Origin of the sequence: Streptomyces sp. B1I3, assembly GCF_030816615.1 — a bacterium.
GTDB lineage: Bacteria > Actinomycetota > Actinomycetes > Streptomycetales > Streptomycetaceae > Streptomyces.
In genome coordinates this window covers 6,661,481-6,687,465 of the sequence record NZ_JAUSYD010000001.1, presented here as the reverse complement: position 1 = coordinate 6,687,465, position 25,985 = coordinate 6,661,481, and the positions used below count along the sequence as shown (strand labels likewise).

Annotated in this window: 18 protein-coding genes, 6 pseudogenes and 1 riboswitch; of the genes and pseudogenes, 13 read left to right on the top strand and 11 right to left on the bottom strand. The window is 69.0% G+C overall.

The genetic code is table 11. The features are described 5' to 3' along the window. Positions 1-194 precede the first annotated feature (194 nt). On the top strand, positions 195-2,150 hold the full coding sequence (locus tag QFZ58_RS30430) for an AAA family ATPase (RefSeq protein ID WP_307129047.1): 1,956 nt from the start codon (positions 195-197) through the stop codon (positions 2,148-2,150). Between the two features lie 55 nt (positions 2,151-2,205). Here the strand turns inward: QFZ58_RS30430 and QFZ58_RS30425 are convergent, their stop codons facing one another. The 10 genes and pseudogenes from QFZ58_RS30425 to ribD all read right to left on the bottom strand — a co-directional run bounded on the left by QFZ58_RS30425 (position 2,206) and on the right by ribD (position 10,803). Further along, complete coding sequence (locus QFZ58_RS30425; RefSeq protein ID WP_307128080.1) at positions 2,206-3,291, bottom strand: hemolysin family protein; 1,086 nt, start codon at positions 3,289-3,291, stop codon at positions 2,206-2,208. Next, complete coding sequence (locus QFZ58_RS30420) at positions 3,288-4,655, bottom strand: hemolysin family protein (protein WP_307128079.1); 1,368 nt, start codon at positions 4,653-4,655, stop codon at positions 3,288-3,290. Before QFZ58_RS30420 ends, QFZ58_RS30425 begins: the two co-directional genes overlap by 4 nt. A 183-nt stretch (positions 4,656-4,838) precedes the next feature. Continuing rightward, positions 4,839-5,320, bottom strand: a pseudogene (locus QFZ58_RS30415) (PH domain-containing protein). Between the two features lie 73 nt (positions 5,321-5,393). Beyond that, entirely contained in the window at positions 5,394-6,242 is an 849-nt protein-coding gene (hisG, locus tag QFZ58_RS30410) for an ATP phosphoribosyltransferase (protein ID WP_307128078.1), read from the bottom strand. 86 nt (positions 6,243-6,328) lie between these two features. Beyond that, entirely contained in the window at positions 6,329-6,601 is a 273-nt protein-coding gene (locus QFZ58_RS30405) for a phosphoribosyl-ATP diphosphatase (RefSeq protein WP_031097852.1), read from the bottom strand. A gap of 35 nt (positions 6,602-6,636) precedes the next feature. Further along, positions 6,637-7,122 (bottom strand): 6,7-dimethyl-8-ribityllumazine synthase, encoded by a 486-nt coding sequence (ribH, locus tag QFZ58_RS30400; protein WP_307128077.1) that lies wholly within the window; start codon positions 7,120-7,122, stop codon positions 6,637-6,639. A gap of 26 nt (positions 7,123-7,148) precedes the next feature. Then, positions 7,149-8,438, bottom strand: coding sequence for a bifunctional 3,4-dihydroxy-2-butanone-4-phosphate synthase/GTP cyclohydrolase II (locus QFZ58_RS30395; protein ID WP_307128076.1), 1,290 nt, complete (start codon positions 8,436-8,438; stop codon positions 7,149-7,151). After that, positions 8,435-9,079: a nicotinamide mononucleotide transporter family protein gene (locus QFZ58_RS30390; RefSeq protein ID WP_307128075.1), complete on the bottom strand. Its 645-nt coding sequence runs from the start codon at positions 9,077-9,079 to the stop codon at positions 8,435-8,437. The genes QFZ58_RS30395 and QFZ58_RS30390 overlap by 4 nt, the downstream gene beginning before the upstream one ends. Next, positions 9,076-9,702, bottom strand: coding sequence for a riboflavin synthase (locus QFZ58_RS30385; protein WP_307128074.1), 627 nt, complete (start codon positions 9,700-9,702; stop codon positions 9,076-9,078). Before QFZ58_RS30385 ends, QFZ58_RS30390 begins: the two co-directional genes overlap by 4 nt. After that, the gene (gene ribD, locus QFZ58_RS30380; protein ID WP_307128073.1) at positions 9,703-10,803 is read right to left on the bottom strand and encodes a bifunctional diaminohydroxyphosphoribosylaminopyrimidine deaminase/5-amino-6-(5-phosphoribosylamino)uracil reductase RibD; all 1,101 of its coding nucleotides are present in this window, start codon (positions 10,801-10,803) and stop codon (positions 9,703-9,705) included. A 159-nt stretch (positions 10,804-10,962) separates the two neighbouring features. Continuing rightward, positions 10,963-11,093: riboswitch (FMN riboswitch) on the bottom strand. A 260-nt stretch (positions 11,094-11,353) separates the two neighbouring features. Between ribD and QFZ58_RS30375 the strand changes: the two genes are divergently transcribed. From QFZ58_RS30375 to QFZ58_RS30355, 5 genes and pseudogenes are all read left to right on the top strand, one after another. After that, positions 11,354-13,702, top strand: coding sequence for a chitinase C-terminal domain-containing protein (locus tag QFZ58_RS30375; RefSeq protein WP_307128072.1), 2,349 nt, complete (start codon positions 11,354-11,356; stop codon positions 13,700-13,702). Between the two features lie 153 nt (positions 13,703-13,855). Next, positions 13,856-15,694: pseudogene (locus QFZ58_RS30370) on the top strand (RHS repeat domain-containing protein); the annotation flags it as partial. 24 nt (positions 15,695-15,718) lie between these two features. After that, a complete protein-coding gene (locus tag QFZ58_RS30365; RefSeq protein ID WP_307128071.1) occupies positions 15,719-16,000 on the top strand; it encodes a hypothetical protein in 282 nt (93 codons plus the stop codon). 145 nt (positions 16,001-16,145) lie between these two features. Then, positions 16,146-16,850 (top strand): annotated as a pseudogene (locus tag QFZ58_RS30360) (serine/threonine protein kinase); the annotation flags it as partial. Between the two features lie 46 nt (positions 16,851-16,896). After that, a pseudogene (locus tag QFZ58_RS30355) lies at positions 16,897-19,060 on the top strand (UvrD-helicase domain-containing protein). A gap of 147 nt (positions 19,061-19,207) precedes the next feature. On the opposite strand, the gene QFZ58_RS30350 reads toward QFZ58_RS30355, so the two are convergent. Next, the gene (locus QFZ58_RS30350; RefSeq protein WP_307128070.1) at positions 19,208-20,413 is read right to left on the bottom strand and encodes an ROK family transcriptional regulator; all 1,206 of its coding nucleotides are present in this window, start codon (positions 20,411-20,413) and stop codon (positions 19,208-19,210) included. A gap of 136 nt (positions 20,414-20,549) precedes the next feature. On the opposite strand from QFZ58_RS30350, the gene QFZ58_RS30345 reads away from it, so the two are divergent. The 7 genes and pseudogenes from QFZ58_RS30345 to QFZ58_RS30325 all read left to right on the top strand — a co-directional run bounded on the left by QFZ58_RS30345 (position 20,550) and on the right by QFZ58_RS30325 (position 25,367). Continuing rightward, complete coding sequence (locus tag QFZ58_RS30345) at positions 20,550-21,779, top strand: MFS transporter (protein WP_307128069.1); 1,230 nt, start codon at positions 20,550-20,552, stop codon at positions 21,777-21,779. Positions 21,780-21,805: 26 nt separating this feature from the next. Then, positions 21,806-22,108: pseudogene (locus QFZ58_RS30340) on the top strand (solute carrier family 23 protein); the annotation flags it as partial. Positions 22,109-22,269: 161 nt separating this feature from the next. Further along, positions 22,270-22,836 (top strand): annotated as a pseudogene (locus tag QFZ58_RS30335) (type IV secretion protein Rhs); the annotation flags it as partial. Positions 22,837-23,031: 195 nt separating this feature from the next. Continuing rightward, positions 23,032-23,882, top strand: a protein-coding gene (locus QFZ58_RS30330; protein ID WP_307129046.1) for an IS5 family transposase whose coding sequence is annotated in 2 segments (ribosomal slippage) — positions 23,032-23,409 and positions 23,412-23,882 — 849 coding nt in all. Because the reading frame shifts where the segments join, the coding sequence is not laid out codon by codon here. Positions 23,883-23,925: 43 nt separating this feature from the next. Continuing rightward, positions 23,926-24,357: a DUF3592 domain-containing protein gene (locus tag QFZ58_RS34570; protein WP_373428679.1), complete on the top strand. Its 432-nt coding sequence runs from the start codon at positions 23,926-23,928 to the stop codon at positions 24,355-24,357. Between the two features lie 18 nt (positions 24,358-24,375). Next, positions 24,376-24,777, top strand: a complete 402-nt coding sequence (locus QFZ58_RS34565; protein ID WP_373428610.1) for a DNA/RNA non-specific endonuclease — start codon at positions 24,376-24,378, stop codon at positions 24,775-24,777. Positions 24,778-24,833: 56 nt separating this feature from the next. Continuing rightward, positions 24,834-25,367, top strand: coding sequence for an SMI1/KNR4 family protein (locus QFZ58_RS30325; RefSeq protein ID WP_307128068.1), 534 nt, complete (start codon positions 24,834-24,836; stop codon positions 25,365-25,367). Positions 25,368-25,985 lie beyond the last annotated feature (618 nt).

Genomic DNA, 25,985 nt, shown 5'->3' with positions numbered 1-25,985 from the left:
CCCGTGATCGGGGGCTTCGTTCTGCCCACCACACCCCCTCTTCCAGCCCCGGACAGGCCCTCGCGCTCACCCTCGGTCACCGCAGCCGAAGCGCCGGTAACGCCCTTAACCAGGCACTCCCCCCGCAGGTACGATGCTTCCCGCTGTGGTCAATTCCCGCCCCCGGCACGGTGATTAGGAACGCTCCGATGGGCATGCTGTGCGGGCAGGGCATTCTGGGGGCACGGTTTGTGGGGGACCTGATGGACATCGGCACGCAGGGCGCACAGGCCCCGGCCGACCTCGCCTGGCTGCGGGGGGTGGACGCCTACACGATGGGCGCCTACCCACAGGCCGAAGAGGAATTCAGAACCGCGGTGCGCGTCGACCCCGGCATGGCGGACGGCTGGCTCGGCCTGCACGCCCTGCGGGTCGACACCACCACGGCACTGTTACGCATGTACCGTCACCGCGACCGCTTCGGCGAGCAGCGGGCCCGGTACCGCCGCACGCTCAACTCCTGGTACTGGCTGGGCTGGTGGGTGCAACCGGTGCTGGAGAGCCCGCGCGACCTGCTCCTCGCGCACGCCTCCCACTGGCTGGACGGCCGCCACGTGCCGGAACTGGACCGCGCCCTGGCGGCCCTGCCGCCGGTCGACGCCGATGCGCACGTACGGTTCCTGCACGCGTGCCGGGCGTATCTCGTCAAGGACTGGGAGCAGCTCGTCCGCACCACCGAACCACTCGTCGACGATCCGCTGCTCGGCATCGAATCGGGCCTCTTCGGCGGCATGGCCCGGGTGCGCCTGGAGATGTACGGGCAGGCCGAGCCCCTCCTGTCCGCCGCCCTGATGCGCTGCCGCAGCGAACAGCCCCAGCGCAAGGAGCTGCGTTACTGGCTGGCCAGGGCCCACGAGGGCACCGGACGGAGTGCGGCCGCCCTCCCCCTGTACCGGGCGGTGCACCGCGTCGACCCGGCCTTCATGGACACCTCCGCCCGGCTCGCGGCGATCTCCGACGGCGACGGCTACGAGGAGGCCGCCGGCCTCGCAGCGGTGTCGCTCGGGTTCGCCTCGGACGGCCTGGGCGCGGAGGCGCAGCCGGACGGTGAGACGACGCTGGGCACCGACCTGGTGGACGGCCGCGACCCCTGGCTCGGCGGAGAGCCGCAGGACCTGCCGGGACCCGCCGTGCCGTCGCCCCGGCCCGACCGGCTACGCGAGAAGCCGGGGACGCCCCGCAGAGCGGCGCACACCGGTTTCCCGGCGGGGCCGAGCGATCCCGTGCTGCTCGCCGAGGCATTGGCGGAGCTCGAGCGCATGGTGGGGCTCGAACCCGTGAAGCGTCAGGTCAAGGCATTGTCCGCCCAGCTGAACATGGCGCGGCTCCGGGCCGAGCAGGGCCTGCCCGTGCAGCCGCCGAAGCGGCACTTCGTCTTCTCCGGCCCCTCCGGCACGGGCAAGACCACGGTCGCCCGCATCCTGGGCCGGGTGTTCTACGCCCTCGGGCTGCTCGGTGGTGACCATCTGGTGGAAGCCCAACGCTCTGATCTGGTGGGCGAGTTCCTCGGCCAGACGGCGGTGAAGGCCAACGAGCTGATCGATTCGGCGCTCGGCGGGGTGCTGTTCGTCGACGAGGCGTACAGCCTCTCCAACTCCGGTTACAGCAAGGGCGACGCATACGGGGACGAGGCCTTGCAGGTCCTCCTCAAGCGAGCCGAGGACAACAGGGACCATCTCGTCGTCATCCTCGCCGGCTACCCCGAAGGCATGGACCGGCTGCTGTCCGTCAACCCGGGCCTCTCCTCCCGCTTCACCACCCGGGTCGACTTCCCCAGCTACCGCCCGCTCGAACTCACCGCGATCGGCGGGGTGCTGGCCGCCGAGAACGGCGACACCTGGGACGAGGAGTCCCTGGAGGAGCTGCGCAGCATCAGCGGGCATGTGATCGACCAGGGCTGGATCGACGAACTGGGCAACGGCCGCTTCGTCCGCACGCTGTACGAGAAGAGCTGCGCCTACCGTGACCTGCGGCTCTCCGGCTACACGGCCGCTCCGTCCCGGGACGATCTGGCGACGCTGCGGCTGGCCGACCTGATGCAGGCGTACGGCGAGGTGCTGTCCGGGCGCGGCCCGGTGGACCGGGGGACCCAGGAGCCGGGGGCGCTGTGACGTGCGCGGGTCGCCGGGCGGGGCCGTAGCCGCCCGGCGACCCGTCGCCGGGGGGTCAGCCCAGCGGAGCCATGGCCTTGGGTACCTCCACCGTGCGGCGGGGCACCGAGACGCGGTGCGCCGGGTCGCGCACTTCGCCCACGAGCGTCTCCAGGACGTCCTCCATGGCGACGAGACCGAGCACCTTGCCCGAGGCGTCGGCGACCTGGGCCAGGTGCGTCGCCGCGCGCCGCATCACCGTCAGGGCGTCGTCCAGCGGGAGTTCCGCCCGTACGGTCGCCATCGGGCGCCAGACGTGCTGCGGAACGGCCCGTTCGCCGTCCTCCAGCTCCAGGACGTCCTTGACGTGCAGGTAGCCCATGAAGGGGCCGCCGCCCTCCGCGCAGACGGGGAAGCGTGAGTACCCCGTCCGTACGGTCAGCTCCTCGATCCGGCGCGGGGTGACCGACGGGTCCACCGTCACCAGCACGGCCCGGTCGAGCAGCACGTCGGTGACCGGCCTGCTGCCCAGCTCCAGGGCGTCCTCGAGCCGTTCCTGCGCCTCGGGTTCCAGCAGACCGGCCTGCCCGGAGTCCTCCACGAGACGGTTGAGCTGCTCGCTGGTGAAGACGGCCTCCACCTCGTCCCTCGGCTCGACGCCGAAGAGCCGCAGCACCAGGCGGGCGCAGGCCCCGAGCGCCGACGTGACCGGCCGGCAGAGCCGTGCGAAGCCGACCAGGGCGGGGCTGAGCCACAGGGCGGTCTTCTCGGGCGCGGCCATCGCCAGGTTCTTCGGGACCATCTCGCCGACGACGAGGTGGAGGAAGACCACGAGGACGAGGGCCAGGGCGTAGCCGAGCGGGTGGATCAGTGCCTCGGGCAGGTGCACGGCGTGGAAGACCGGCTCCAGGAGGTGGGCCACGGTCGGCTCCGCCACGGCACCGAGGGTCAGGGAGCAGACGGTGATGCCGAACTGTGCGGCGGCCATCATCTGCGGCAGGTTCTCCAGGCCGTACAGGACCTGTCCGGCGCGGCCGGATCCCTTCGCCGCGAGAGGTTCCACCTGGCTGCGGCGTACGGAGACGAGTGCGAACTCGGCGCCGACAAAGAAGCCGTTCGCCAGGACGAGGAGCCCGGCGAAGAGCAGCTGTACGAGGCTCATCGCACGGCCTCCAGCAGCTCCTGGGTGAGTTCGGCCGCCACGGGCCGCGCCGGGTCCGTCAGGCGGACGAAGCGGACCTGTTCGGCGCGGTAGTGGCCGACCTGGCGGACCAGGACCCGCCAGCCGGGCAGTTCGGCCCGGTCGCCGGGGGCGGGAATGCGCCCCAGCAGGTCGGCGACCAGCCCCGCCACGGTCTCGTACGGCCCGTCGGGCACCTCGAGGCCTATGCGCCGCAGGGTCAGAACCCTGCAGCTGCCTTCCACGTCCCAGCCGGGCCGGCCGTCGTCGGCGACCACGGGGGTCAGGTCGGGGCGGTCGGCGCCTTCCGCGTCGTGCTCGTCGCGGACCTCGCCGACGAGCTCCTCGATGATGTCCTCGAGGGTGACGACCCCGGCGGTGCCGCCGTACTCGTCGACCACGACGGCTATCGGCTGCTCGTTGCGGAGCCTTCGCAGGAGTTGTTCGACGGGCAGTGTCTCCGGCACCAGGAGCGGCGGCACGGCGATGCTGCCGACCGGGGTGCGCATCCGGTCCTGGGCGGGGACGGCGAGCGCGTTCTTCAGGTGGACCATGCCGACGACCTCGTCGATGCGGTCGCGGTAGACCGGGAAGCGGGAGAGTCCGGTGGCCCGGGTGAGGTTGAGGACGTCCGCGGCGGTCGCCGACGACTGCAGCGCACTGACCCTGACCCGCGGCGTCATGACGTGCTGCGTGGTGAGCCCGGCCAGGGACAGGGTCCGTACGAAGAGGTCGGCGGTGTCCTGTTCCAGGGCCCCGGCCTGGGCCGAGTGCCGGGCCAGTGAGACCAGCTCGCCGGGCGTCCGCGCGGAGGCCAGTTCGTCGGTGGGTTCGACACCGAACAGCCGTACCAGCCGGTTGGCGACGGTGTTCAGCACCGTGATCACCGGGCGCAGGACGGTGGAGAAGCGGTGCTGGGGGCCGGCGACGAAGCGTGCGACCTGGAGCGGCCGGGAGATCGCCCAGTTCTTGGGCACGAGTTCGCCGATCACCATCTGGACGGCGGAGGCGAGCAGCATGCCGACGACGACGCTCACCCCGGGGGCTGCCCCTGCGGGCAGGCCGGTGGCGGTGAGCGGTCCGGCCAGCAACTGGGCGAGCGCGGGTTCGGCGAGCATGCCGACGACCAGCGAGGTGATGGTGATGCCCAGCTGGGTGCCGGAGAGCTGGAAGGAGAGTTCGCGCAGGGCCGCCACGACGGTGCCGGCCCGGCGGTCGCCTTCGGCGGCCGCGCGTTCGGCGTCGGGCCGTTCCACCGTGACGAGCCCGAATTCGGCTGCCACGAAGAATCCGTTGGCGAGGATGAGAAGGAATGCCGCGGTGAGCAGCAACAGGGGGGTGGTCATGCCGCCGCCTCCGGGAGGAGGGCGGCGCAGATACTACCGGACGATCCGTCCATTGCTGGAGGGAGTCACTCCTTGGGTCGCAGGAAGGCCCCGCGGGCCTCATGGCCTCCGGTGCGGGGCGGGGCGCGCAGTGCGCCGCCGCCCTCCAGAGTAATCAAGAACGGGCCGTGCGGGGCAGGGGGCTCAGCCGTTCTGCGTGCTGCCGTTCACTCCGCTGCCGTGGAATTCGGCGAGTGCGCGGAGTGTACGGGCGTCACGGATGGCGTGCTCCTTGGCGATTCCGGGCTGGATGCCGAGGGCGGGCAGGCTGGTGCCGTCGCGCTGAGGTCGAGGAAGACCCAGGGGTCACCGGCCCGCAGGTTGACGCGCAGGATCTCCGCCCACGCCAGGCGGCGCGTCCGGGTGATGTTGACGACGGTGACGCCGGACTCGTCCGCGACGATCCGGGGCCTGCTGAGGAGGGCGAGAACACCGAAGAAGAGCAGGGCGACGAAGACGAAGCTCGTCCGCTCCCCCGGGCTCAGCTGCTCCAGTATCAGCGCGATCGCCGTGATGACGACGAACATCGCCGCTCCGACGGCCAGCAGGACCACCCTGCTGCGGGTGGGCCTGAAGGTGGCCGGGAGTTCGGGGAGTTCGGGCGGCCTGGGCGCGGGGGCGGACATGGGCGCTGTCGTCCTTCGGTGTTCTCTGGTCCCGGCCGTCACCAGGGCGGCAGGTGCGGACTGGGTGGGGCCGTCAGAGGCGGCAGGCGTGGATGGCCGTCGTGAGGATGGCACGGGCGCCGAGCTCGTACAGGTCGTCCATGATCCGCTGGGCTTCCTTGGCGGCGACCATGGAACGGACGGCGACCCAGCCCTCGTGGTGCAGGGGCGAGATGGTCGGCGACTCCAGGCCCGGGGTGAGGGCCACGGCTCGCTCCAGGTGCTCGACGCGGCAGTCGTAGTCCATCATCACGTAGCTGCGTGCGACGAGGACGCCCTGCAGGCGGCGCAGGAACTGCTGGACCTTGGGGTCGTCGGCGGGGGCGCCCGTGCGGCGGATCACGACGGCTTCGGACGTCATGATCGGCTCGCCGATGACTTCCAGTCCGGCGTTGCGCAGGCTGGTGCCGGTCTCGACGACGTCGGCGATGACCTGGGCGACGCCGAGTTCGACGGCCGTCTCCACCGCGCCGTCGAGGTGGACGACGGAGGCGTTGACGCCCACGTCGGCGAGGTGCTTGGCGACGATGCCCTCGTAGGAGGTGGCGATCGTCATGCCGTCGAAGTCCTGCGGGCCGGTCGCCGTTCCGGGCTTGGTGGCGTAGCGGAAGGTGGACCGGGCGAAGCCGAGCTGGAGGATCTCCTCGGCCTCGGCGGCGGAGTCGAGCAGCAGGTCGCGGCCGGTGATGCCGATGTCCAGGCGGCCGGAACTGACGTAGATCGCGATGTCGCGCGGCCGGAGGTAGAAGAATTCGACCTCGTTGGCGGGGTCGACGAGGACGAGTTCCTTCGACTCCTTGCGCTGCTGGTAGCCGGCCTCATGGAGCATCGCCATCGCAGGCCCGGAGAGTGCACCCTTGTTGGGGACGGCGATGCGCAGCATGAGGGCGGGTTTCCTTTGTGCGAAGGGATGTTCGGGGACGTGCGGAGCCGGGTGCCGATGAGGGCCGGGCTCGGTGTGCCGGAGGCTCAGAGGTGGGCGTAGACGTCGTCGAGGGAGATTCCGCGGGCGACCATCATCACCTGGACGTGGTACAGGAGCTGGGAGATCTCCTCGGCGGCGGCTTCCTTGCCCTCGTATTCGGCGGCCATCCAGACCTCGGCGGCCTCCTCGACGACCTTCTTGCCGATGGCATGCACGCCCTTGTCCACCAGTTCGGCGGTACGGGAGGTGGAGGGGTCGCCGTCGGCGGCCTTGAGCTGCAGCTCGGCGAAGAGCTCTTCGAAGGTTTTGTTCGCCATGATGGTCCTTAGAATACGGGGTCCCGGACCGCTGCTCAGCGCCAGGGTTCGCTGACGGTGCGCAGTGTTGCGGCGGTGGCGACGGCAGCGGTGACCGCTTCGTGCCCCTTGTCCTCGTTGGAGCCCTCGAGCCCGGCCCGGTCCAGCGCCTGTTCCTCGGTGTCACAGGTGAGGACGCCGAAGCCGACGGGGACCCCGGTGTCGACGGTGACCTGGGTGAGGCCGTTGGTGACGCCCTGGGACACGTACTCGAAGTGGGGGGTGCCACCGCGGATGATCACCCCGAGGGCGACGATCGCGTCGTAGCCGCGGCCGGCGAGGACCTTGGCGACCACCGGGAGCTCGAAGCTGCCGGGGACCCGGAGCAGCGTCGGCTCGTCGATGCCGAGGTCGTGCAGGGCGCGCAGGGCCCCGTCGACGAGTCCGTCCATGACCTTCTCGTGCCACTGGGCCGCGATGACGGCCACCCGCAGGTCACCGCAGTTGCGTACGGACAGTTCGGGTGCGCCCTTGCCGCTCATGTCTCTCCTGAGTGTTTCGTCGGTACTTACTGGTTGCCGCAGGTCGACACGGTGATGGGGTCGAGCCAGGGCAGGTCGTGTCCCATGCGGTCGCGCTTGGTGCGCAGGTAGTGGAGGTTGTGCTCACCGGCCTGGACGGGCATGGGTTCGCGTCCGGTGATTCCGAGGCCGTGCCTGACGAGGGCGGCCGTCTTCTCCGGGTTGTTGGTCATGAGCCGGAGCGAGTGGACGCCGAGGTCGCTGAGGATCTGGGCGCCCGCCGCGTAGTCCCGGGCGTCGGCCGGCAGGCCGAGCTCGAGGTTGGCGTCGAGGGTGTCGGCGCCGCGCTCCTGGAGTTCGTAGGCCCGCAGCTTGGACAGCAGCCCGATGCCGCGGCCCTCGTGGCCGCGCAGGTAGACGACGACGCCGCGCCCCTCCGCCGTGACGCGTTCCATGGAGGCGTGGAGCTGCGGGCCGCAGTCGCAGCGCTGCGACTGGAAGATGTCGCCGGTCAGGCACTCGGAGTGGACGCGTACGAGCACGTCCTGGCCGTCGCCGATGTCGCCGTGGACGAGTGCGACGTGCTCGACGCCGTCGACGGTCGAGCGGTAGCCGTAGGCGGTGAACGGGCCGAAGGCGGTGGGCAGCCGGACCTCGGCCTCCCGGCGGACGGTCGGTTCGGCGCTGCGCCGGTAGGCGATCAGGTCCTCGATGGAGATGATCGTGAGGCCGTGCTTGCGGGCGAACGGGACGAGTTCGGGCAGGCGGAGCATCACGCCGTCCTCGCCGGCGATCTCGACGATGGCGCCGGCCGGCCGCAGTCCGGCGAGCCGGGCGAGGTCCACGGCTGCCTCGGTGTGTCCGTTGCGGACGAGGACACCACCGGAGCGGGCGCGGAGCGGGAAGACGTGGCCGGGTCGTACGAAGTCGCCGGGGCCCGCGACACCGCCGGCCAGCATCCGCAGGGTGGTGGCCCGGTCGGCGGCGGAGATACCGGTGCTCACCCCGTGTGCGGCGGAGGCGTCCACGGAGACGGTGAAGGCGGTCTTCATCGACTCGGTGTTGTGTTCGACCATCTGGGGGAGCTGGAGGCGTTCCAGTTCGTCGTCCTCCATGGGCGCGCAGATCAGGCCGCGGCACTCGCTCATCATGAAGGCGATGATCTCGGGGGTCGCCTTCTCGGCGGCGATGACGAGGTCACCCTCGTTCTCCCGGTCCTCGTCGTCGACGACGACGACGGGCCGTCCCGCGGCGATGTCGCGGATCGCCTGTTCGACGGGGTCGAGGGAGAGGCTCTCGGGGGTGCGGTCGTGCAGCCAGGTGGGCTGGGCAGTCATGCCGTGGCTCCTTCCAGAGCGGGTGTCCGCGTACGCAGCCACCAGTCGCGCATGCCCCACAGGACGAGGGCGCCGTAGACGACGTAGATGAGACCGGAGAAGGCGAGTCCGCTGTGGAAGTTGAGCGGGACCCCGACGAGGTCGACGAGCAGCCAGGCGAACCAGAACTCGACCATGCCGCGGGCCTGGGCGAGCATCGCCACGAGCGTGCCGGCGAAGATGTACGCGTCCGCCCACGGGCTCCAGGAGAGCGACGGGAAGGCGGTGAACAGCGCCCCGACGGCGAGGGTGCCGAGGGCGGCGCCGCCCACCAGGTACGCGCGTTCGCGCCAGGTGGCGAAGCGTACGGCGATGGAACCGTCCTGTGCCTTCTGCCTGCCGCGGGTCCACTGCTGCCAGCCCCATACGGCGACGGCGACGACGATCAGCTGCTTGCCGACGCTGCCCGCCTGCTGCACGGAGACGTTGGCTGCGATGAGCACGAGGCCGGACAGGAGCTGGGCGGGCCAGGTCCACACGGACCGGAGCCAGCCGAGGGCCAGGGCGATCAGACCGATCGTGTTGCCGATCATGTCCGACCAGATGATGTGCTGCCCGAAGGCGGTGAACGCCTCCGAGTTCAGCCAGTCCAGGATGCTCATGCGACCGGCTCCCCGGGCTTCGTCGCGGGGCCGGCGCCGGCGCCGAGCAGCCTCTCGACGTACTTCGCGAGGACGTCCACCTCGAGGTTGACGGGGTCGCCCGGCTCCTTGATGCCCAGCGTCGTCAGCGCCAGGGTGGTCGGGATGAGGCTGATGGTGAAGTAGTCCGGCCCGGCGTCGACGACGGTCAGGCTGACGCCGTCGACGGTGATCGAGCCCTTCTCCACCACGTAGCGGGTCAGGTCCGCGGGAAGGGAGATCTTGACGATCTCCCAGTTCTCGGAGATTTTGCGCTCGATGATGCGGCCCGTGCCGTCCACGTGGCCCTGGACGATGTGCCCGCCGAGCCGGCCGCCGAGCGCCATGGGCCGCTCCAGGTTGACCCGGGAGCCGGCCGTGAGCGCGCCCAGGCTCGAACGGCTCAGCGTCTCGGCCATCACATCGGCGGTGAACTCGTGTTCGCCGAGGTCCACGACGGTGAGGCAGACGCCGTTGACGGCGATGGAGTCACCGTGTCCGGCGCCTTCGGTGACCACGGGGCCACGCAGCCGGAAGCGCGAGGCGTCGCCGAGCTTCTCGACGGCGGTGACCTCACCCAGTTCTTCGACAATTCCGGTGAACACTCAGTTTCCCTTCCGAGCAGGAACGGGGACGGCGGTGATGCGCAGATCGGGGCCGAAACGGGCGGTCCCGGTCACGTCGAGGCGCAACGCCTGGGAGATGGTGGAGATTCCGGCGTCGGAGAGGGCCGCGGGGCCCGCGCCGAGAAGGACCGGGGCGAGATAGCCGACGACGGTGTCGACCGCTCCCGCGGCGACGAAGGAGCCGGCCAGGACGGGCCCGCCTTCGAGGAGTACGGAGCGGATGCCGCGTGCGTGCAGGGCCGCGAGCAGGGCCGCGATGTCCAGCCCGGGGCCGGTGGCGGCTCGCGGGAGCCGCAGCACGACCTCTTCGGGGAGGTGAGCGGTGTCCGCGTCCTCGGCGACGGCGACCAGGGTCGGCGCGGTGTCGTCCAGGACCCGGGCTCCGGGCCGGACGGCGGTGGCGGCCGTGTCGACGACCACCCGGAGCGGCTGCACGGCGCCCTCGATACCGCGTACCCCCAGCTGCGGGTCGTCGGTGCGGGCGGTGCCGGACCCGACCACGACGGCGTCGGCCTCGGCGCGCAGCCGGTGGACGTCGGCGCGGGACTCGGGCGAGGTGATCCAGCGGCTGGTGGCGTCGGCGGCGGCGATACGGCCGTCGAGACTGGCCGCGTACTTCCACAGGACGTAGGGCCGGCCCAGCCGCACCGAGGTGAGCCAGGCCCTGTTGCCCGCCTCCGCCTCTTCGGCGAGGAGGCCCTGCTCCACCTGGACGCCTGCGGCGCGCAAGGTGTCCGCACCGCCCGTGGCCTGCGGGTTCGGGTCGCCGACCGCGTACACGACGCGGCGGACACCGGCGTCCAGGAGTGCCTGGGCGCAGGGGCCGGTGCGGCCCGTGTGGTTGCAGGGTTCGAGGGTGACGTAGGCGGTGCCGCCCCGGGCGGCTTCGCCGGCCTCGCGCAGGGCGTGGACCTCGGCGTGCGGCCCGCCGGCGCGCCGGTGGTAGCCCTCACCGGCCGGCTGCCCGGTGGCGTCGAGGACGACGCATCCGACGACCGGGTTGGGGCTGGTGGCGCCGAGACCGCGGGCTGCGAGCGTGACTGCGCGCCGCATGGCGGTGATGTCGGCTGCGGTTGCCACCGGGTCCTCCTGCCTCTTCGGGCACGGACTCCGGGGCCTGTCGATGACGACAGATGAAGCGGAACGCAACAGGGAACGCCGAAACCGAAGGCACGGATGCGCATGTCCCGGGATCTCCCGGAACGCATCCGCCTACGGCGGCGTACCTGTGACGGCCCGCCGCGCACTGCCTCCCATCCGGACTTTAACCGTCGGTCCAGGAATCCCACCTGGTCAACCGGCCGCTGGATGCGGACGGGTCGCGGACTATAACCGCCGGTTCGGAATTGCACCGACCCCGGAGTGCGCTGCTGCTGGTACAGCACTCATTGTGCCACGGCCCGCCTTGAGCCGAACGGGTGCCTGCTGTGGGGCGGCTCACAGCGCCTGCCGTGAGCGGGTCCTGGCCCACTTGCCGGCGAAATGGTCCAGACCTATTGACTCACTGGTCTAGTCCTCTTAATCTCTGCGTCACCTCCGAGGTACGCCTGCCGGGTGTGCGCACACCCGGGCCCGTGCAACTCCCCCGCTTGCCAGTTGTGTCAGCCGACCTCCCCAGGAGGAACAACACATGCTGTCCCCCACCCGTGCGAGAGCCACCCTGCTGGCAGCCGGCGCAGCCGCAGCCGGACTGCTGCTGGGCTCGCTCACCGCGACTCCGTCGGCCGCCGCAGCCGACCAGGAGTCCTGCCGGCCCGACGGGCTCTACCGGACCCCCGGCGTCGACGTGCCGTACTGCTCGGTCTACGACTCCGAGGGCCGCGAGAAGATGGGCGCCGACCACCAGCGGCGCGTCATCGGGTACTTCACCGGCTGGCGGACCGGCAAGGACGGCACGCCGGCCTACCTCGCCCCGGACATCCCGTGGGACAAGGTCACCCATCTGAATTACGCGTTCGCGCACATCGGCGGTGACAACAAGATCTCCGTCGGCACCGACGGCCCGCAGAACGCCTCCACCGGGATGACCTGGCCGGGCGTGGCGGGCGCCGAGATGGACCCCGGTCTCCCCTACAAGGGCCACTTCAACCTGCTCAACAAGTTCAAGAAGCAGCATCCGGCCGTGAAGACCCTGGTCTCGGTGGGCGGCTGGGCCGAGACCGGCGGCTACTTCGACGACAAGGGCGCCCGGGTGGACTCGGGCGGCTTCTACTCGATGGCCACGAACGCCGACGGCTCGGTCAACCAGAAGGGCATCGACACCTTCGCCGACTCGACCGTCGCGTTCATCAAGAAGTACGGCTTCAACGGCGTCGACATCGACTACGAGTACCCGACGACGATGAAGGACGCCGGCAACCCGCTCGACCACACCCTGGCCAACGCCCGCCGGGCCGGTCTCGTCAAGGGCTACGGCGCGCTGATGAAGACGCTGCGCGAGAAGCTGGACCGCGCATCCGCCGCCGACGGCACGCACTACCTGCTGACCGTCGCGGCCCCCTCCTCCGGCTATCTGCTGCGCGGCATGGAGACCTTCCAGGTCCAGAAGTACCTGGACTACGTGAACATCATGTCCTACGACCTGCACGGCGCCTGGAACGAGTACGTCGGCCCGAACGCCTCCCTCTTCGACGACGGCAAGGATGCCGAACTGGCCCAGGCAGGCGTCTACTCGACGTCCCAGTACGGCGGGACCGGCTACCTCAACACCGACTGGGCGTACCACTACTTCCGCGGTTCCATGCCGCCCGGCCGGATCAACATCGGGCTGCCCTACTACACCCGCGGCTTCAAGAACGTGCAGGGCGGCACGAACGGGTTGTGGGGCAGGGCCGCCACCACCGACTGCCCCGCGGGCGCCGGGCTGACGAAGTGCGGTGACGGTGCCGTCGGTATCGACAACCTCTGGCACGACCTGGACACGAACGGCAAGGAGTCCCCGGCCGGCTCCAACCCGATGTGGCACGCGAAGAACCTGGAGAAGGGTGTCGTGGGCGACTACGTCACCCGGTACGGCTTCCCCGCCGGCACGAAGCTGACCGGCACCTACGCCCGCAACTACGACGCGACGCTGGTCGCGCCCTGGCTGTGGAACGCCGAGAAGAAGGTCTTCCTCTCCACCGAGGACGAGCAGTCGGTGGCCGCCAAGGCGGACTTCGTCGTCGACAGGGGCATCGGCGGCACGATGATCTGGGAGCTGGCCGGCGACTACGGCTGGAACGCCGCCAAGGGCCAGTACGAGCCCGGCTCCACGCTGACGTCCGCGATGTACGAGAAGTTCAGGTCGGCCACCCCGTACGGTGCCACCCGGTCGACCGTCGACCTGCCGGCCAAGGCCCTGGACATCGACGTGGCGTTCGAGCAGTTCCCGCTCGGCGACTCGAACTACCCGATCGGCCCGAAGCTGAAGATCACCAACAACACGACGGCGACCCTGCCGGGCGGCACGGAGTTCCGGTTCGACTACGCGACCTCCGCCCCGGCCAACGCCAAGGACCAGTCGGGCTTCGGCACCACCATCGTCCGCAGCGACCACACCGCGGCGAACAACGTCGGCGGCCTGAAGGGCGACTACAACCGCGTGTCGCTGAAGCTGCCCGCCTGGCAGACGCTCGCCCCGGGCGCCTCGGTACAGCTGGACTTCGTGTACTACCTGCCGACCTCGACGCCCTCCAACTGGACGGTGACCTTCGGCGGTGCCACGTACTCCCTAGCCGGGGACCTGGCACGCGGAACCACCGTCGTCCAGCCGGGCACCGGAACCGGACCCACACCGACCCCGACACCGACGCCGACACCGACTCCGACGCCGACTCCCGGCACCTGCACCGCGGCGGCCTGGAGCGCGACGGCGGAGTACGGAGCGGGGGCGTCCGTGAGCCACGGCTCACACACGTGGAAGGCCAAGTGGTGGACCAAGGGCGAGACGCCCGGCAGCACCGGTGAGTGGGGTGTCTGGCAGGACCTCGGGAGCTGCTGAACCCGGCACCGACCGCCCGGCGGCGACCGGCACCACCGTCGCCGCCGGGCTCACCGCTGTCCGGCCGAACTCAGGGCTGCCGGCACGGGGTTGCCACCGTTCCCCGTGCGCTCCGTGCGTTCCACCCGCAGCGCTCGCACCGTTCCCGCTCGTGATGCCACGGGCAGACTGATCTCCCGAACCAACTCCCTGGGCCAGATGGTGCGGCTCGAACGCAATGAGTTGGGCCAGATAGTCCGCAAGGACGCGGCTGGCGAGGTCACCACCTACGCCTATGACCTCACCGACCAAATAGCACAGGCCACCGGACCAAGCGGCAGCACACTGACAGTGCTACGCGATCGATACGGTCGAGTCCGCGAGGAAACGATCGATGGCCGCCTAATGGCCTATTGCTACGACGAGTCAGGGCGACGCACGGGCCGTACGACGCCGTCCGGCGCGGCGACGACCTGGTCATACGACTCGGCTGGCCAGCGCACCGGCATGCTGGCCTCCGGCTGGACCATCGACTTCACCTACGACGAGGCTGGCCGCGAGATTACCCGCCGCGTCGGAGAGACGCTTACCCAGGAACACACCTTCGACGCCATGGGCCGCCTGATCACCCAGGCGGTGGCGGGAGAAAGCGGCAGCCTGGTCCAGCAACGGAAGTACACCTACCGCGCTGACGGCCATCTCCTCAGCATCCTCGACCATTTATCCGGCTCCCGCCGCTTCGACCTCGACCCGATCGGTCGGGTGACGGGGGTCCATGCGGCCAACTGGACCGAGACCTACGCCTATGACGAGGTGGACAATCAAACGCAGGCGAGCTGGCCACCGGGCCACCCCAGCCAGGAGGCCGTGGGCGCTCGCACCTACATCGGAACACGAATCACCCGTGCAGGCGGTGTCCGCTACGAACACGACGCCCTCGGCCGCATCACCCTCCGGCAGAAGACCCGGCTGTCTCGCAAACCAGACACCTGGCGCTACGAGTGGGACTCTGAGGATCGCCTCACCTCGGTTGTCACCCCAGACGGCACCTGCTGGCGCTACACCTACGACCCGCTGGGACGCCGCACCGCGAAACTCCGCCTGGCGGAGGACAGAGAAACCATCGTCGAACGGGTGGTGTTCGTCTGGGACGACACGACCTTGTGCGAACAGACCACCACGTCCACCGAGCTGCCCCACCCGGTGACCATCACCTGGGACCACCAGGGCCTGCTGCCCATTACTCAGCGAGAACGCATTACCGCCGCTGATTCCCCGCAGGAAGAAATTGACTCTCGATTTTTCGCTATCATCACGGATTTGACGGGCACGCCCAGCGAACTCGTCGACGGCGAGGGCCGGATCGCATGGCGTACGCGGGCCACGCTCTGGGGGGTGACCACCTGGGCCGCGGACAGCACCACTTACACGCCGCTCCGCTTCCCAGGGCAGTACTACGACCCCGAAACGGGATTGCATTACAATTACTTCCGCCACTACGACCCCTCGACAGCACGGTACCTGACCTCGGACCCGCTCGGCCTAGAGCCTTCGCCAAATCCCGTCGCATACGTGCGCAACCCACATGCATGGGTTGACCCTCTCGGCCTTGCACCGTGCCCGTACATGGATGTCTATCCCAGCGGAAAGGGCATTGTGGCCGAGTTGGACTCCCGGGGAGTCATGAGTCTGGTTATCGAGAAGGGCCCTGACACTCCTCGTGGTTCCGAGATGTTTGACAACGCCATAAGAAACTTTGGAGATGACGTGCAGGGCGTAAAGGGATACTGGCAAAACGGAGGCACCCTACGCGATAATTTGGATTCCTTCAATTCTGCCGCCCGAAACTCTTCCCCGGGTGACATGCAAGCTCTTGAGTCTGCTGCACGATCGACGTTCACCGGCAAAATGGCCGCGCGTCACGGTTTCACGGAAGTCGATATTGTCGAACTGAGAGGCCCACATGGAGACTACAGTCACGTCGGTGTAATATTTGGTCCACCTCTCCGCTAGCCACTAGAAGGACAAGAAACATCCATGTCAAACGATTTCATACAGCAGGCAGCGAGCACCCTACGGGCGGCCCACCGTCGAGGCTCGGGGGCAACAGAGCTTGGAGAACTGGCAAAAGATACACTTGGACCCGCATTCGGCCCGGTTTCCTTCGTGGCCGTTTTTCGTAGTGCATTCGGAATTCCAATAGACATTCTTCAGCGAGCGCTCGCCTGGCAAGGGTTCAATTCCAACATCAATTCCATCTCGGATGAAGAGTTCACAAACCTCCTTGCCAAGTGGCTCACCGAGCCAGAGAGTAAGTAGCCAGGCGGCGACCTACAATCGGTTCGTGCATGCATTGGTCGACGCAGCCGTAGCCAGGAACCAGCCCGCAGTGCCAACGTCCAAATTGATTATTGAAGCCATCTAGAGGGCCTGCACTGCGGCCGGTATTCGTGTATCCGGCGCGGATCCCACAGGCGTCTTCCGTCAGCCGTACGCGCCGCGCGCCCGCGCCGGTACGGGCAGGGCCGTACCCACCACAGTCGATCCGAACGCCGCGCCTCCGGCTCCCGTGGCCGTACCGAAGCAGCTACGGGCGGAGATCGCGGAGGCGTACGCGCACTCCGACGCGCTGCTGGCCGAGGAGCGGTTCGCCCAGGCCGCCGAGGTGCTGGGCGAGATCATCGAGCCGGCCCCGCGTGCCCTCGGTGCCGAGAACAGGAAGGTTCTGGAGCTCCGCACGCAGCGCGCCGCGATTCAGCTCCTCGGCGGAGACTACAGGGCGGCCTTGCCCGAGTTCGACGCCCTGGCCGACGCGTACGCCCGTACCGGTGGCCCCAGCAGTACGCAGGCCCGTGCGTGCCGGGCCCAGGCTGCCCGGTGCCGCGCCGAATTGGGCCAGGCCACCGACGCGCTGGGGGTGCTGCGGGCGGTCCTGGACGTCGTCCGGGCGGTGGACGGCGACGTGAGCGAGGAGGCGGTCGAGCTGCGCCGAGACATCGGCATGCTGCTGCTGGCCCAAGGGGAGACACCTGAGGCGCAGTTGATCCTCGCGCCCCTCCACGACGATCTGTGCCTGGTCTACGGCCCCGCGGACGACATGTCGGAGGAGGTCGCCGAGGCGCTGGCCCTGATCGAAATCGAACTCGATCTCGAGGGGCCGGCCGCCTGACCCGTCATCACCTCCGACGTCAACCGCTCCCCCGGAGAATCCGCCCATGCCCCACCTCGCGTTCGACATCGACTTCTGCGCACAGCTCAGCAAGCTCCAGGGAAGCGTCAAACAGGGGGTGTTCGACGCCTGGGAGCAGTTCGAACGTCTCACCCTGGACCAGCTCTTCAAGGACCAGGGACTGAAGCTGGAAACGCTCAAGCGGGCACGCGACCCGCACATCAGGACCATCCGCATCGATCAGAGCACACGCGGTGTCGTCCTCGCACCGGACAGCGGGGACACCTACGTACTGCTGCGGGTGATGCCGCACGACAAGGCGATCGCGTGGGCGATCAAACAGAAGGCCAGCATCAACACGGTCACCCGGGCCGTGGAGATTCGGGACATCGCGATGCTCGACGAACTGACGCCGGCGTACGAACGCATCGCCCCAGCTCCCCATCAGCGCCTGTTCGCGCACGTGTCCGACGGCGACATGACAGCACTCGGCATCGACGGGACGACCCTGCGCCAGGCCCGCGCGCTCAGCGACGCGGAACAACTGGAGGTCTTCGCCCCGTACTTCCCGCAGGACCAGAGAGAGGTCCTGGAATACCTGGCGGCGGGCTTCAGCGTGGAGGAGGTGTGGCGCGACGTGGTGTCCGTCAGCATGTCCAACGTGTCCGCCGGCGAGCCGCCCGTGGACACCGAGGACTTCGCGACCGCCATTCGACGCACCCGGGCCCGTATCGCTCTCGTCACCGCCTCCGAGGAACTCCGCGACATCCTCGCCAAGCCGTTCGCCGCCTGGCGGGTCTTCCTTCACCCGTCACAGCACAAGGTCGCCTACCGCCCTCGTATTCAGGCCCTGCGCAGGTCACCGGCGGCCCGGGCACCGGCAAGACGGTCGTCGCCCTGCACCGGGTACGCCACCTGCTGGGGTATCTGCGCGACGGGGACCGGATTCTGCTCACGTCGTACACCAACACGCTCGTGGCCGCGCTGCGCACCGGACTGGCGGCGCTGGTCGAGGACGAGGTGCTGCGTGACCGCGTCGACATCATGACCGTCGACGCGTTCGCGGGAAGGGTCGTGTCGACGTCGCGGCGGCCGTTGCGGGGCGGTGAGGAGGAAGCGCGGTGGGAGCAGGCGGCACAGGCCACCGGTTGCACCGGCACCGCACAGTTCCTCGCCCAGGAGTACAAGCACGTGGTGCTCGCACAGAACCTGCGGACCCTGGAAGAGTACGTGGGTTGCGAGCGGCGGGGGCGGGGCAGCGCCCTGTCCGCCTCCTCCCGCGGACTCGTCTGGCGCACGGTCGAGGAGTTCACCGGCCGCCTCACCGCGGACGGACTGCGCACCTACCTGGGCACGTGTGCGGAAGCCGCCGACCTGCTGGAGACAACCGGTCCGCGCTACCGGCACGTGGTCGTCGACGAGGCCCAGGACCTGCATCCCGCCCAGTGGCGGCTGCTGCGCGCGGCGGCTCCGCCGCGGCCCGACGACCTATTCATCGCGGGCGACCCGCACCAGCGCATCTACGACACGAAGGTGTCGTAGAAGGCGGTCGGCGTCCGGGTCTCAGGGCGGTCCACGAAGATGCGCAAGAACTACCGGTCCACCCACGAGATTCTCAGCTGGTCGACCGCCCTCCTCGTCGGCCGTCCCTTCGAGCAACTGGCGGACGATGCCCGCAACGAGACGTTGCTCGGTTACCGGTCGGCCCTGCACGGCAATGGGCCCGAGGTGTTCGGCGGGAGCTCGGAAGCCGCCGAACTCGACGCGCTCGTCACTCGGGTACGCGGGTGGCTCGACGACGGGATCCAACCGGGTGAGATCGGGATCGGTTCCCGGTTCAACAAGAGCTGCGACAAGGCGGTGGAACGGCTCACGGCGGCGGGGATCCGCGCCACACGCCTGCGCGGCGATGCTGTCTCCGACTCGGCCGCCGTCCCAATCGGCACCATGCACTCGTTCAAAGGGCTGGAGTTCCGGTGCGTCGCTGTCATCGGGGTAAGTGACGGCGCCCTGCCGTATCCGAGGGCCGTGACCCCGGTAGACGTCGACCGGCTGCAGCACGAGGCCGACCTTCTGGCTGAACGCTGCCTGCTGTCGTCGCCTGCACCCGCGCGCGGGACAGTCTCTACGTGTCGTGGTGGGGCGAGCCGAGCGAGTTCCTGGTGGAGACGGGCGCCGTGAGCCACCAAGCCCTTCCGGGCCGGGGCTGAGGAGCCGTCCCGGGTCCGAAGCGGATGGGGCCCGTCCCCCCGGGGGGGCGTCTGGCCGGCTCGTCTTCGGCCGGCTGATCGGGCCGGACGAATCGCCGCCGCCCCGTCCCGCACACCCACTCCCGTACCTGCACCCGCCGGCTCGGCTCAGCCGCCCGGTGCGAACAGCGCGTCCTGGGCGGCCTCGCGGGCCGCCAGGACCGCGCCGCGCAGGACCGCGCCGCCGCCCAGGCTTCCGGCTCTCACCTCCGTGGGAAGTGGCGACAGCCGGGCCAGCCGCTCCTCGACCATGGCCGCGAGGACGTCACCGCCCGCGAGGCCCACCTCACCCGCCAGGACCACACACCCCGGGTCGAGCACCGCGACGACGGAGGCCGCGCCGAGGGCGATCCGGTCGGCGAGTGCCGACAGGAACGCCTCGCCCCGGGGCCCGCCGTCGGCCACCGCGGCCTGCACAGCGAACGCGGCCGCCAGGTGCTGCTCCCGTTCACCGCCGCCCGCCGCGGCCGGGACCCGTACATCGATCCCGTGGGACGCCGCCAGCTCGCAGACGGCGACCGATCCCGCCAGCGAGTGGAATCCGCCGTCGCAGTTGGCCGCCGAGGGCACACCTTGCGTGCCGGGCAGCGGCAGGAAGCCGATTTCACCCGCGCCTCCCGACGCACCCCGCCGCAGTACCCCGTCCAGCATGACCGCGGCGCCGATGCCGTGTCCCAGCCAGAGCAGGGCGAAGGTGTCGCGGCCGAGAGCGGCACCGGTGCGGTGTTCGGCCACGGCGGCCAGATTGGTCTCGTTCTCCACCACCACCGTCGCGGGCAGCCGCCGCTGGAGCTCCTTGACCAGGCCCCGGTGCCAGGCCGGCAGCCCGGCGGTGCCCCGGAGTTCGCCGGTGACCGGGTCGATCAGCCCGGGGGCCCCGATGGCGACGCTGTGCAGCGGCGCCGTACCGGCCTCGCGGGCGGTGCGCTCCACCATGGCCACCGCCTGCTCGACGGCCGGCCGGGTGCCGGCGTCGCCGCCGATCGGCGAGGTGGCCTCGGCCAGCGTGGCCCCGAGCAGGTCCGCGACGACGACGGCGACGCTGTCGGTCCGTACGTCGAGCGCGGCCAGGTGGGCCCGGTCGGCGACGATCCCGTACAGCCGGGCGTTGGGACCGCGGCGCTGCGAGCCGCTCTCGCCCACCACCCGGACCAGGCCGGCTTCCTGCAGCCGTTCCACCAGGTCGGCGACGGTGGGCCGGGACAGTCCGGTCATGGACTTCAGCTGTGGGGCCGTCAGCGGGCCGTCCTGCTGGAGCAGTCGCAGGGCGAGCCGGTCGTTGATGGCCCGGGCGGTGCTCGGGGATGCGGGCATGCGGGGATCCTTCCAGATCACCGCGGGTCGCCCTCGCGGCTATTTATCAGGCAGGGTTCCTGATAGTTTACGCCCGCACCGCAGAATCGGGCGCCGAGGGCGCCGGCGGTCACCATGTCCAGGGGAGGTACGGCGTATGACGACGCGAACAACGGCTCCGGTCTTCGGAACGGAGCAGGTCAGACGGGCGAGGTACGCGGTGGCCGCGGTCTTCGCCGTGCACGGGGCGGTGACCGGAAGCTTCGCGACCCGTGTCCCGTGGATCCAGGACCATGCCTCGGTGAGTGCCGGCCAGCTCGGGCTCGCCCTCGCCTTCCCGGCCATCGGTGCCTCGCTGGCCATGCCGCTGGCCGGCCGCGTCAGCCACCGCTTCGGCGCCCGGACGGCCCTGCGCGGGCTGCTGGCACTCTGGACGCTCTCGCTGGTCCTGCCGGCCGTCGCCCCGAATCTCCTGACGCTCTGCGTCGCGCTCTTCGTGTACGGGGCGAGTGCCGGGATGTCGGACGTGGCGATGAACGCGCTCGGTGTCGAGGTGGAGAACCGGCTGGACAAGTCGATCATGTCCGGGCTCCACGGCATGTGGAGCGTGGGCGCCCTGATCGGTTCGGCGGCCGGCACGGTCGCCGCCCATGTCGGGGCCGACGCCCGGCTGCACCACACGGTGGCCGCCCTGGTGCTCACGGCGCTCGGCCTGGTCGCCTGCGGGGGCGTGCTCGACCTGCGCAGCGAACCGGACGCGGAACCGCCGCCGCGCTTCACCCTGCCTCCGAGGTCGGCGCTCGTCATCGGCGCGGTCGGCTTCTGCGCGGTCTTCGCCGAGGGGGCCAGCATGGACTGGTCGGCGGTCTACCTACGGGATGTGATGGGCAGTTCGGCCGGCCTCGCGGCGGCGTCGACCACGGCGTTCGCCCTGACGATGGCCGTGGCCCGGATCGCCGGCGACAAGGTCGTCGACCGGTTCGGTGCCGTGCGGACCGTACGTGTCGGCGGCGTCATGGCCACGGCCGGCGGCCTGCTGGTGGTGCTGTCGCCGAACGCGGCCATCGCGCTCTGCGGCTTCGGACTGCTCGGACTGGGCGTCGCCGTCGTCGTACCACTGGCGTTCGCGGCCGCCGGGCGCAGCGGGTCGAACCCGAGCCGGGCCATCGCGGGCGTGGCGACGATCACGTACACCTCCGGGTTGATCGCCCCGTCCGCGATCGGTTCGCTGGCGGAGGCGACCTCGCTGCTCGTGTCCTTCGGGCTGGTGACGGTGCTGACGTTCGGGCTGGTGCTGGGCGCAGGGGTGCTTCGGGCGGGCGACCGGAAGGTCGCGGAGAGCGGCGCACGGGCGTCGGCTGCGGCCGGCAGCCCGACCGCGGACTGAGAACAGCCCGACCCGCGGAGCGAGGACAGACGGGCGCGGTGCTCGTGGTCGGTGCCGTGCTGTTCCTGGTTGGGCTCACGGTGCAGCGGTTCGGCGCGCGGATCATCCACGCGGCGATGCCGCCGGTGGTGACCGGCGCCGTCGTGATGCTGATCGGTTTCAACCTGGCACCGGTCACCGCGTCGACGTACTGGCCCCAGGACCAGTGGACGGCCCTGCTGGTCATGCTCTTCACCGGGCTCGCCGTCGTCTGCCTGCGCGGGTTCTTCTCCCGCATCGCGATCTTCCTCGGACTCGTCTTCGGGTACGTCCTGTCCTGGGTGCTCGACGGCGGCGTTCGCGTACGACGCGGCCGGCCGGCTCACCTCGGTAACGGACCCACTCGGCGCCATCACCCGGCTGATCCTGGACCGGCGGGGACTTCCGGTCGAGGTCACCGATCCGCTGGGCGCCACGACGCACTACGAACACATGGCGGACTCCGTCCGAACCCCGTGGCTTCGATGTGGACTCGGCCGGTCGTGTCACAGCCGTTCATGCGCAGGGCTGGAAGGAGCAGTACGCCTACGACGAAGCCGGAAACCAGACAGAGGCCTCATGGCCCACGACTCACCCGCCCCATTTCGCAACGGGCGCACGCGCCTACGAGGGCACTCGGACAACCAGCGCCGGTGCCGTCCGCTACGAACACGACGGTCAAGGCCGGATCACCATGAGCCGGAGAACCCGGCTCTCCCGAAGGCCCGACACCTGGCGCTACGAGTGGGACACCGAGGACCGCCTCATCGCGGTAACAACACCGGACGGCACCGTCTGGCGCTACGCATACGACCCTTTGGGCCGACGCATATCCAAGCAGTCCTCCTTCGAGACGGTGCACTTCACGTGGGACGGCACAACCCTCTGCGAGCAGTCGAGCGCGAACGTCGTCCTGACCTGGGACTACGCCGGCCTACGTCCCTTGTCGCAGACGGAACGCCGCACCCACACGGACGACGGACGCTTCTTCGCCATCGTCACCGACCTGGTCGATGCTCCGACGGAACTCATCGACGAAGCGCCACGCTGGGAGAAGACATGACGGGGAAGAATCCCACGGACCCGCACGGTGATCCCCCGGCTGGCAGAAGGATCAGGGATACAACCGGGCTCACCTCCTTGGCGCACAGCTCGGCTGATCCAACTACAATCCTGACAATTTCGTCACTATGCACTCTTAAATCTCGTAACACGATCTTGTCGACGTTGAATGATGGGGCGTAACCGGTGTGACGATTCGGCCGTTCGTGAGGGCGTGGGTACTCGACCGTGGATCGTGGACGATGGGTTGTGGGCTCTGATCGAGCCGTTGCTGCCGCCGTGGCCGGAGCGGTCGCCGGGGCCGAGGCCGGTCCCGGACCGGCTCTGCCTCCAGGGCATCCTGTTCGTTCTCTACAACGACATATCCTGGCAACTTCTGCCTGCGGAGCTCGGGTTCGGCTCCGGACAGACCTGCTGGCGCCGTCTGGACCGGTGGCAGAAGGAAGGAGTCTTCGGCCGGCTCCACCGGGTCTTGCTCGCGAAGCTGAACGCGGCCGGCGAACTCGACTGGTCACGAGCATGCGTGGACGGTTCCCACATCCGCGCTAAGAAGGGGGCGCCGACACCGGTCCGTCGCCGGTCGACCGGCTGAAAACGGGCAGCAAACACCACCTGATCTGCGACGGACGCGGCACCCCGCTCAAGGTCATCACGACCGCGGCCAACGTCAACGACGTCACCCAGATCCTCGCCCTGGTCGACGGCATCCCACCCATCGCAGGTCGCCCCGGCCGGCCCCGCAGACGGCCCGAAGCCCTGCTCGGTGACAAGGGATACGACTCCAAAGCCCACCGCGACGAACTGCGTCGCCGACGGATCCTGCCCGTCATCCCCCGCAGAGGATCCCCGAGCATCAATGGCCTGGGCACGCTCCGCTACATGGTGGAGCAGACCTTCGCCCTGCTCCACCACTTCAAACGCCTCGCCGTCCGCTGGGAACGCCGAACCGAACTCCACGACGCCTTCATCTCCCTCGCCTGCAGCCTCATCTGCTATCGGCGCTTGCAGAGGGTCAGATCCTGATCGTGCCTCAAGGAATGATGGGCAGCGGAGCACTCACGTGGCTATGCCGCGACGTCCGGATTGGGGCCTATTGATGATAATTTTCTTCTTCGTATCCGTGTTTACGATGACTTGCGGAATTTGGGCTCAGTTGTACGCATTGCGGCGGGCGCGCGTGGCGCGATCGTCGTGGAGTGAGGCGTCAGCCGTGTGTTCCGCCTGGTTCCATGCCAATAACCAAGTGGGAATGATGTACGAGTACGAAGCCGGTCAGGGTGCGCGGCACACAGGGAAATCGCAGCTGTACAGCGTGGGTCTCCCGCCCGTGGGGTCGCAAGTGCCGGTTCTGTACGACCCTCGTCGGCCCCGTCGGTCGATGCTGCGGTCGGAAGCGGATGAACACCGGGGATTCCACGGCGGCTGGGTGACCGTGCTGAGTGTCTTGTGGTGCGTCAGTATCGTGGGCGCGATCTACGCCGTAACCCGGTACGCCTGATCGTGGTGCTATCCCGCAGTGCTTTTGCGGGCGCCCCCGTCCGGGACGTACGCGGGTGCGCCGTTCACTTTTCGTCGGAAGTGGAGAGCCTCCACGCCCTCGCGAACAGCCCAATCGTCACACCGGTTACGCCCCACCAGCCAACATCGACAAGAGCGTGTTACGAGCTTGTATGCGAATACCCCCGTCATGCGGCACATCGAAAACCAAGTGAGAGCCGCTGTCGAGTCCGGTGAGACCATCCAGTACAGCGTTAACCCTCGATACAGTGGGACCGACATGATCCCCACCGGGGTGTACATCGAGGCTTACGGCTCGGACGGTTTCGAGTTCACCCAGCGCAGAAGAACCGGAATCACCGAGTCGAGGAATACGGCATTGATACCCAACAAGAAGAGGGGGGATGACCGACAGGGCTAGGCAATCACTATCACTCGCCCTTTCATCAATATCTCCAGACACCAGGAAAGGCCCCGATGACCAACGCCCTGACGCGCCTTCTCGAAATCTTCACGGCGCCGATCGAGCCCCGCCAGAAGAATTGGCAGGCGGTCGAGCGCGATCTTGGGGTCGAGCTTCCCGCCGACTACAAGGAACTCATCCACGACTACGGAGGGAGCAACTGGGACGACTATCTCTACATCCTGGAGCCCGGCTGCCCGAATGAGAACTACAACCTCCTCGAATGGGCGGCCAACCAGGCCGAAGACCTCGAAGACCTATGGCAATTCGAGAAGAAGCCGGCGGAACTGGAGATCGAGGGCTCCCGAGTAATTCCCTGGGCAACCACGGACAACGGAGAATGCCTCTACTGGCTTGTTCGGCCAGGCCTTGAACCGGATCAGTGGACCGTCATGGTGAACGAGGCCCGCGGTGACCGATGGGAGCATTTTCCAGTCACCTGTACGCAATTTCTGGCATCTTCCTTAGACGGAGAGCTTCCGTCGAACATTCTATCGTCCATGTTTCCCCGCGCCACACACGAATTTCGCCGACTTGGGGCAGCTTGAGAACGACGGGCTCCCCGTGGTCGTGCGGGGCGTAGGCGACACCAAAGCCCTGCCCCGCACGGCACCGCCGATCTGTTCGCCGACCCATCGACTCGGAAACCGCCCGCTGCCTGCCACCCGACCCTTTCGGGCTACGACCCGACCCTCATCCAGTTGCGTACCTCAAGGACCCCCACACATAATCCGAACCACCTGACCATGCGCCCTACCCGGATATGGACGCCTGCCCGATCCTGGCCGAATTGAACACCACGAAACATGAGTCCGGTCATCGAGAAGGTTCCGGGTACACCGCGAGTTTCACACATGTTCGACAACGCCATTTCAGCTTGGTGAAGACACCCTTTGGCCTTTCATTCGACCCGGTTTCCTTCGTGTCGGTGTTACGCAGCTCATTTTGTATTCGATCAGCGTGCGAGCCCGCTGTGGCTCGGCTGCGAGGGCGATGTCCTCGCTCAGCCCCCACCGCCCACATCGGGTCGCGGGACCAGGAACGGGGCACGTACAGTCCCCCGTCCACCGCCGCATGGCCCCGGCACCTGCACGGACAAGGGAGAGGGCAACCCGGGAGTCCTCGATCCGCCCTGCGTGCCGGTGTACTGACGCTGGACGTCGACG

Excerpts from the sequence above, each read along its gene's own strand:
- QFZ58_RS30365 (WP_307128071.1), top strand. The coding sequence starts at position 15,719 with ATGTCAAACGATTTCATACAGCAGGCAGCGAGCACCCTACGGGCGGCC.
- QFZ58_RS30390 (WP_307128075.1), bottom strand. The coding sequence starts at position 9,079 with ATGAGCATCCTGGACTGGCTGAACTCGGAGGCGTTCACCGCCTTCGGG.
- QFZ58_RS30325 (WP_307128068.1), top strand. The coding sequence starts at position 24,834 with ATGACCAACGCCCTGACGCGCCTTCTCGAAATCTTCACGGCGCCGATC.
- QFZ58_RS30425 (WP_307128080.1), bottom strand. The coding sequence starts at position 3,291 with ATGAGCCTCGTACAGCTGCTCTTCGCCGGGCTCCTCGTCCTGGCGAAC.
- QFZ58_RS30345 (WP_307128069.1), top strand. The coding sequence starts at position 20,550 with ATGACGACGCGAACAACGGCTCCGGTCTTCGGAACGGAGCAGGTCAGA.
- QFZ58_RS30405 (WP_031097852.1), bottom strand. The coding sequence starts at position 6,601 with ATGGCGAACAAAACCTTCGAAGAGCTCTTCGCCGAGCTGCAGCTCAAG.
- QFZ58_RS30430 (WP_307129047.1), top strand. The coding sequence starts at position 195 with ATGCTGTGCGGGCAGGGCATTCTGGGGGCACGGTTTGTGGGGGACCTG.
- QFZ58_RS30395 (WP_307128076.1), bottom strand. The coding sequence starts at position 8,438 with ATGACTGCCCAGCCCACCTGGCTGCACGACCGCACCCCCGAGAGCCTC.
- QFZ58_RS34570 (WP_373428679.1), top strand. The coding sequence starts at position 23,926 with ATGCCGCGACGTCCGGATTGGGGCCTATTGATGATAATTTTCTTCTTC.
- QFZ58_RS30420 (WP_307128079.1), bottom strand. The coding sequence starts at position 4,655 with ATGACCACCCCCCTGTTGCTGCTCACCGCGGCATTCCTTCTCATCCTC.
- hisG (WP_307128078.1), bottom strand. The coding sequence starts at position 6,242 with ATGCTGCGCATCGCCGTCCCCAACAAGGGTGCACTCTCCGGGCCTGCG.
- ribH (WP_307128077.1), bottom strand. The coding sequence starts at position 7,122 with ATGAGCGGCAAGGGCGCACCCGAACTGTCCGTACGCAACTGCGGTGAC.
- QFZ58_RS30350 (WP_307128070.1), bottom strand. The coding sequence starts at position 20,413 with ATGCCCGCATCCCCGAGCACCGCCCGGGCCATCAACGACCGGCTCGCC.
- QFZ58_RS30375 (WP_307128072.1), top strand. The coding sequence starts at position 11,354 with ATGCTGTCCCCCACCCGTGCGAGAGCCACCCTGCTGGCAGCCGGCGCA.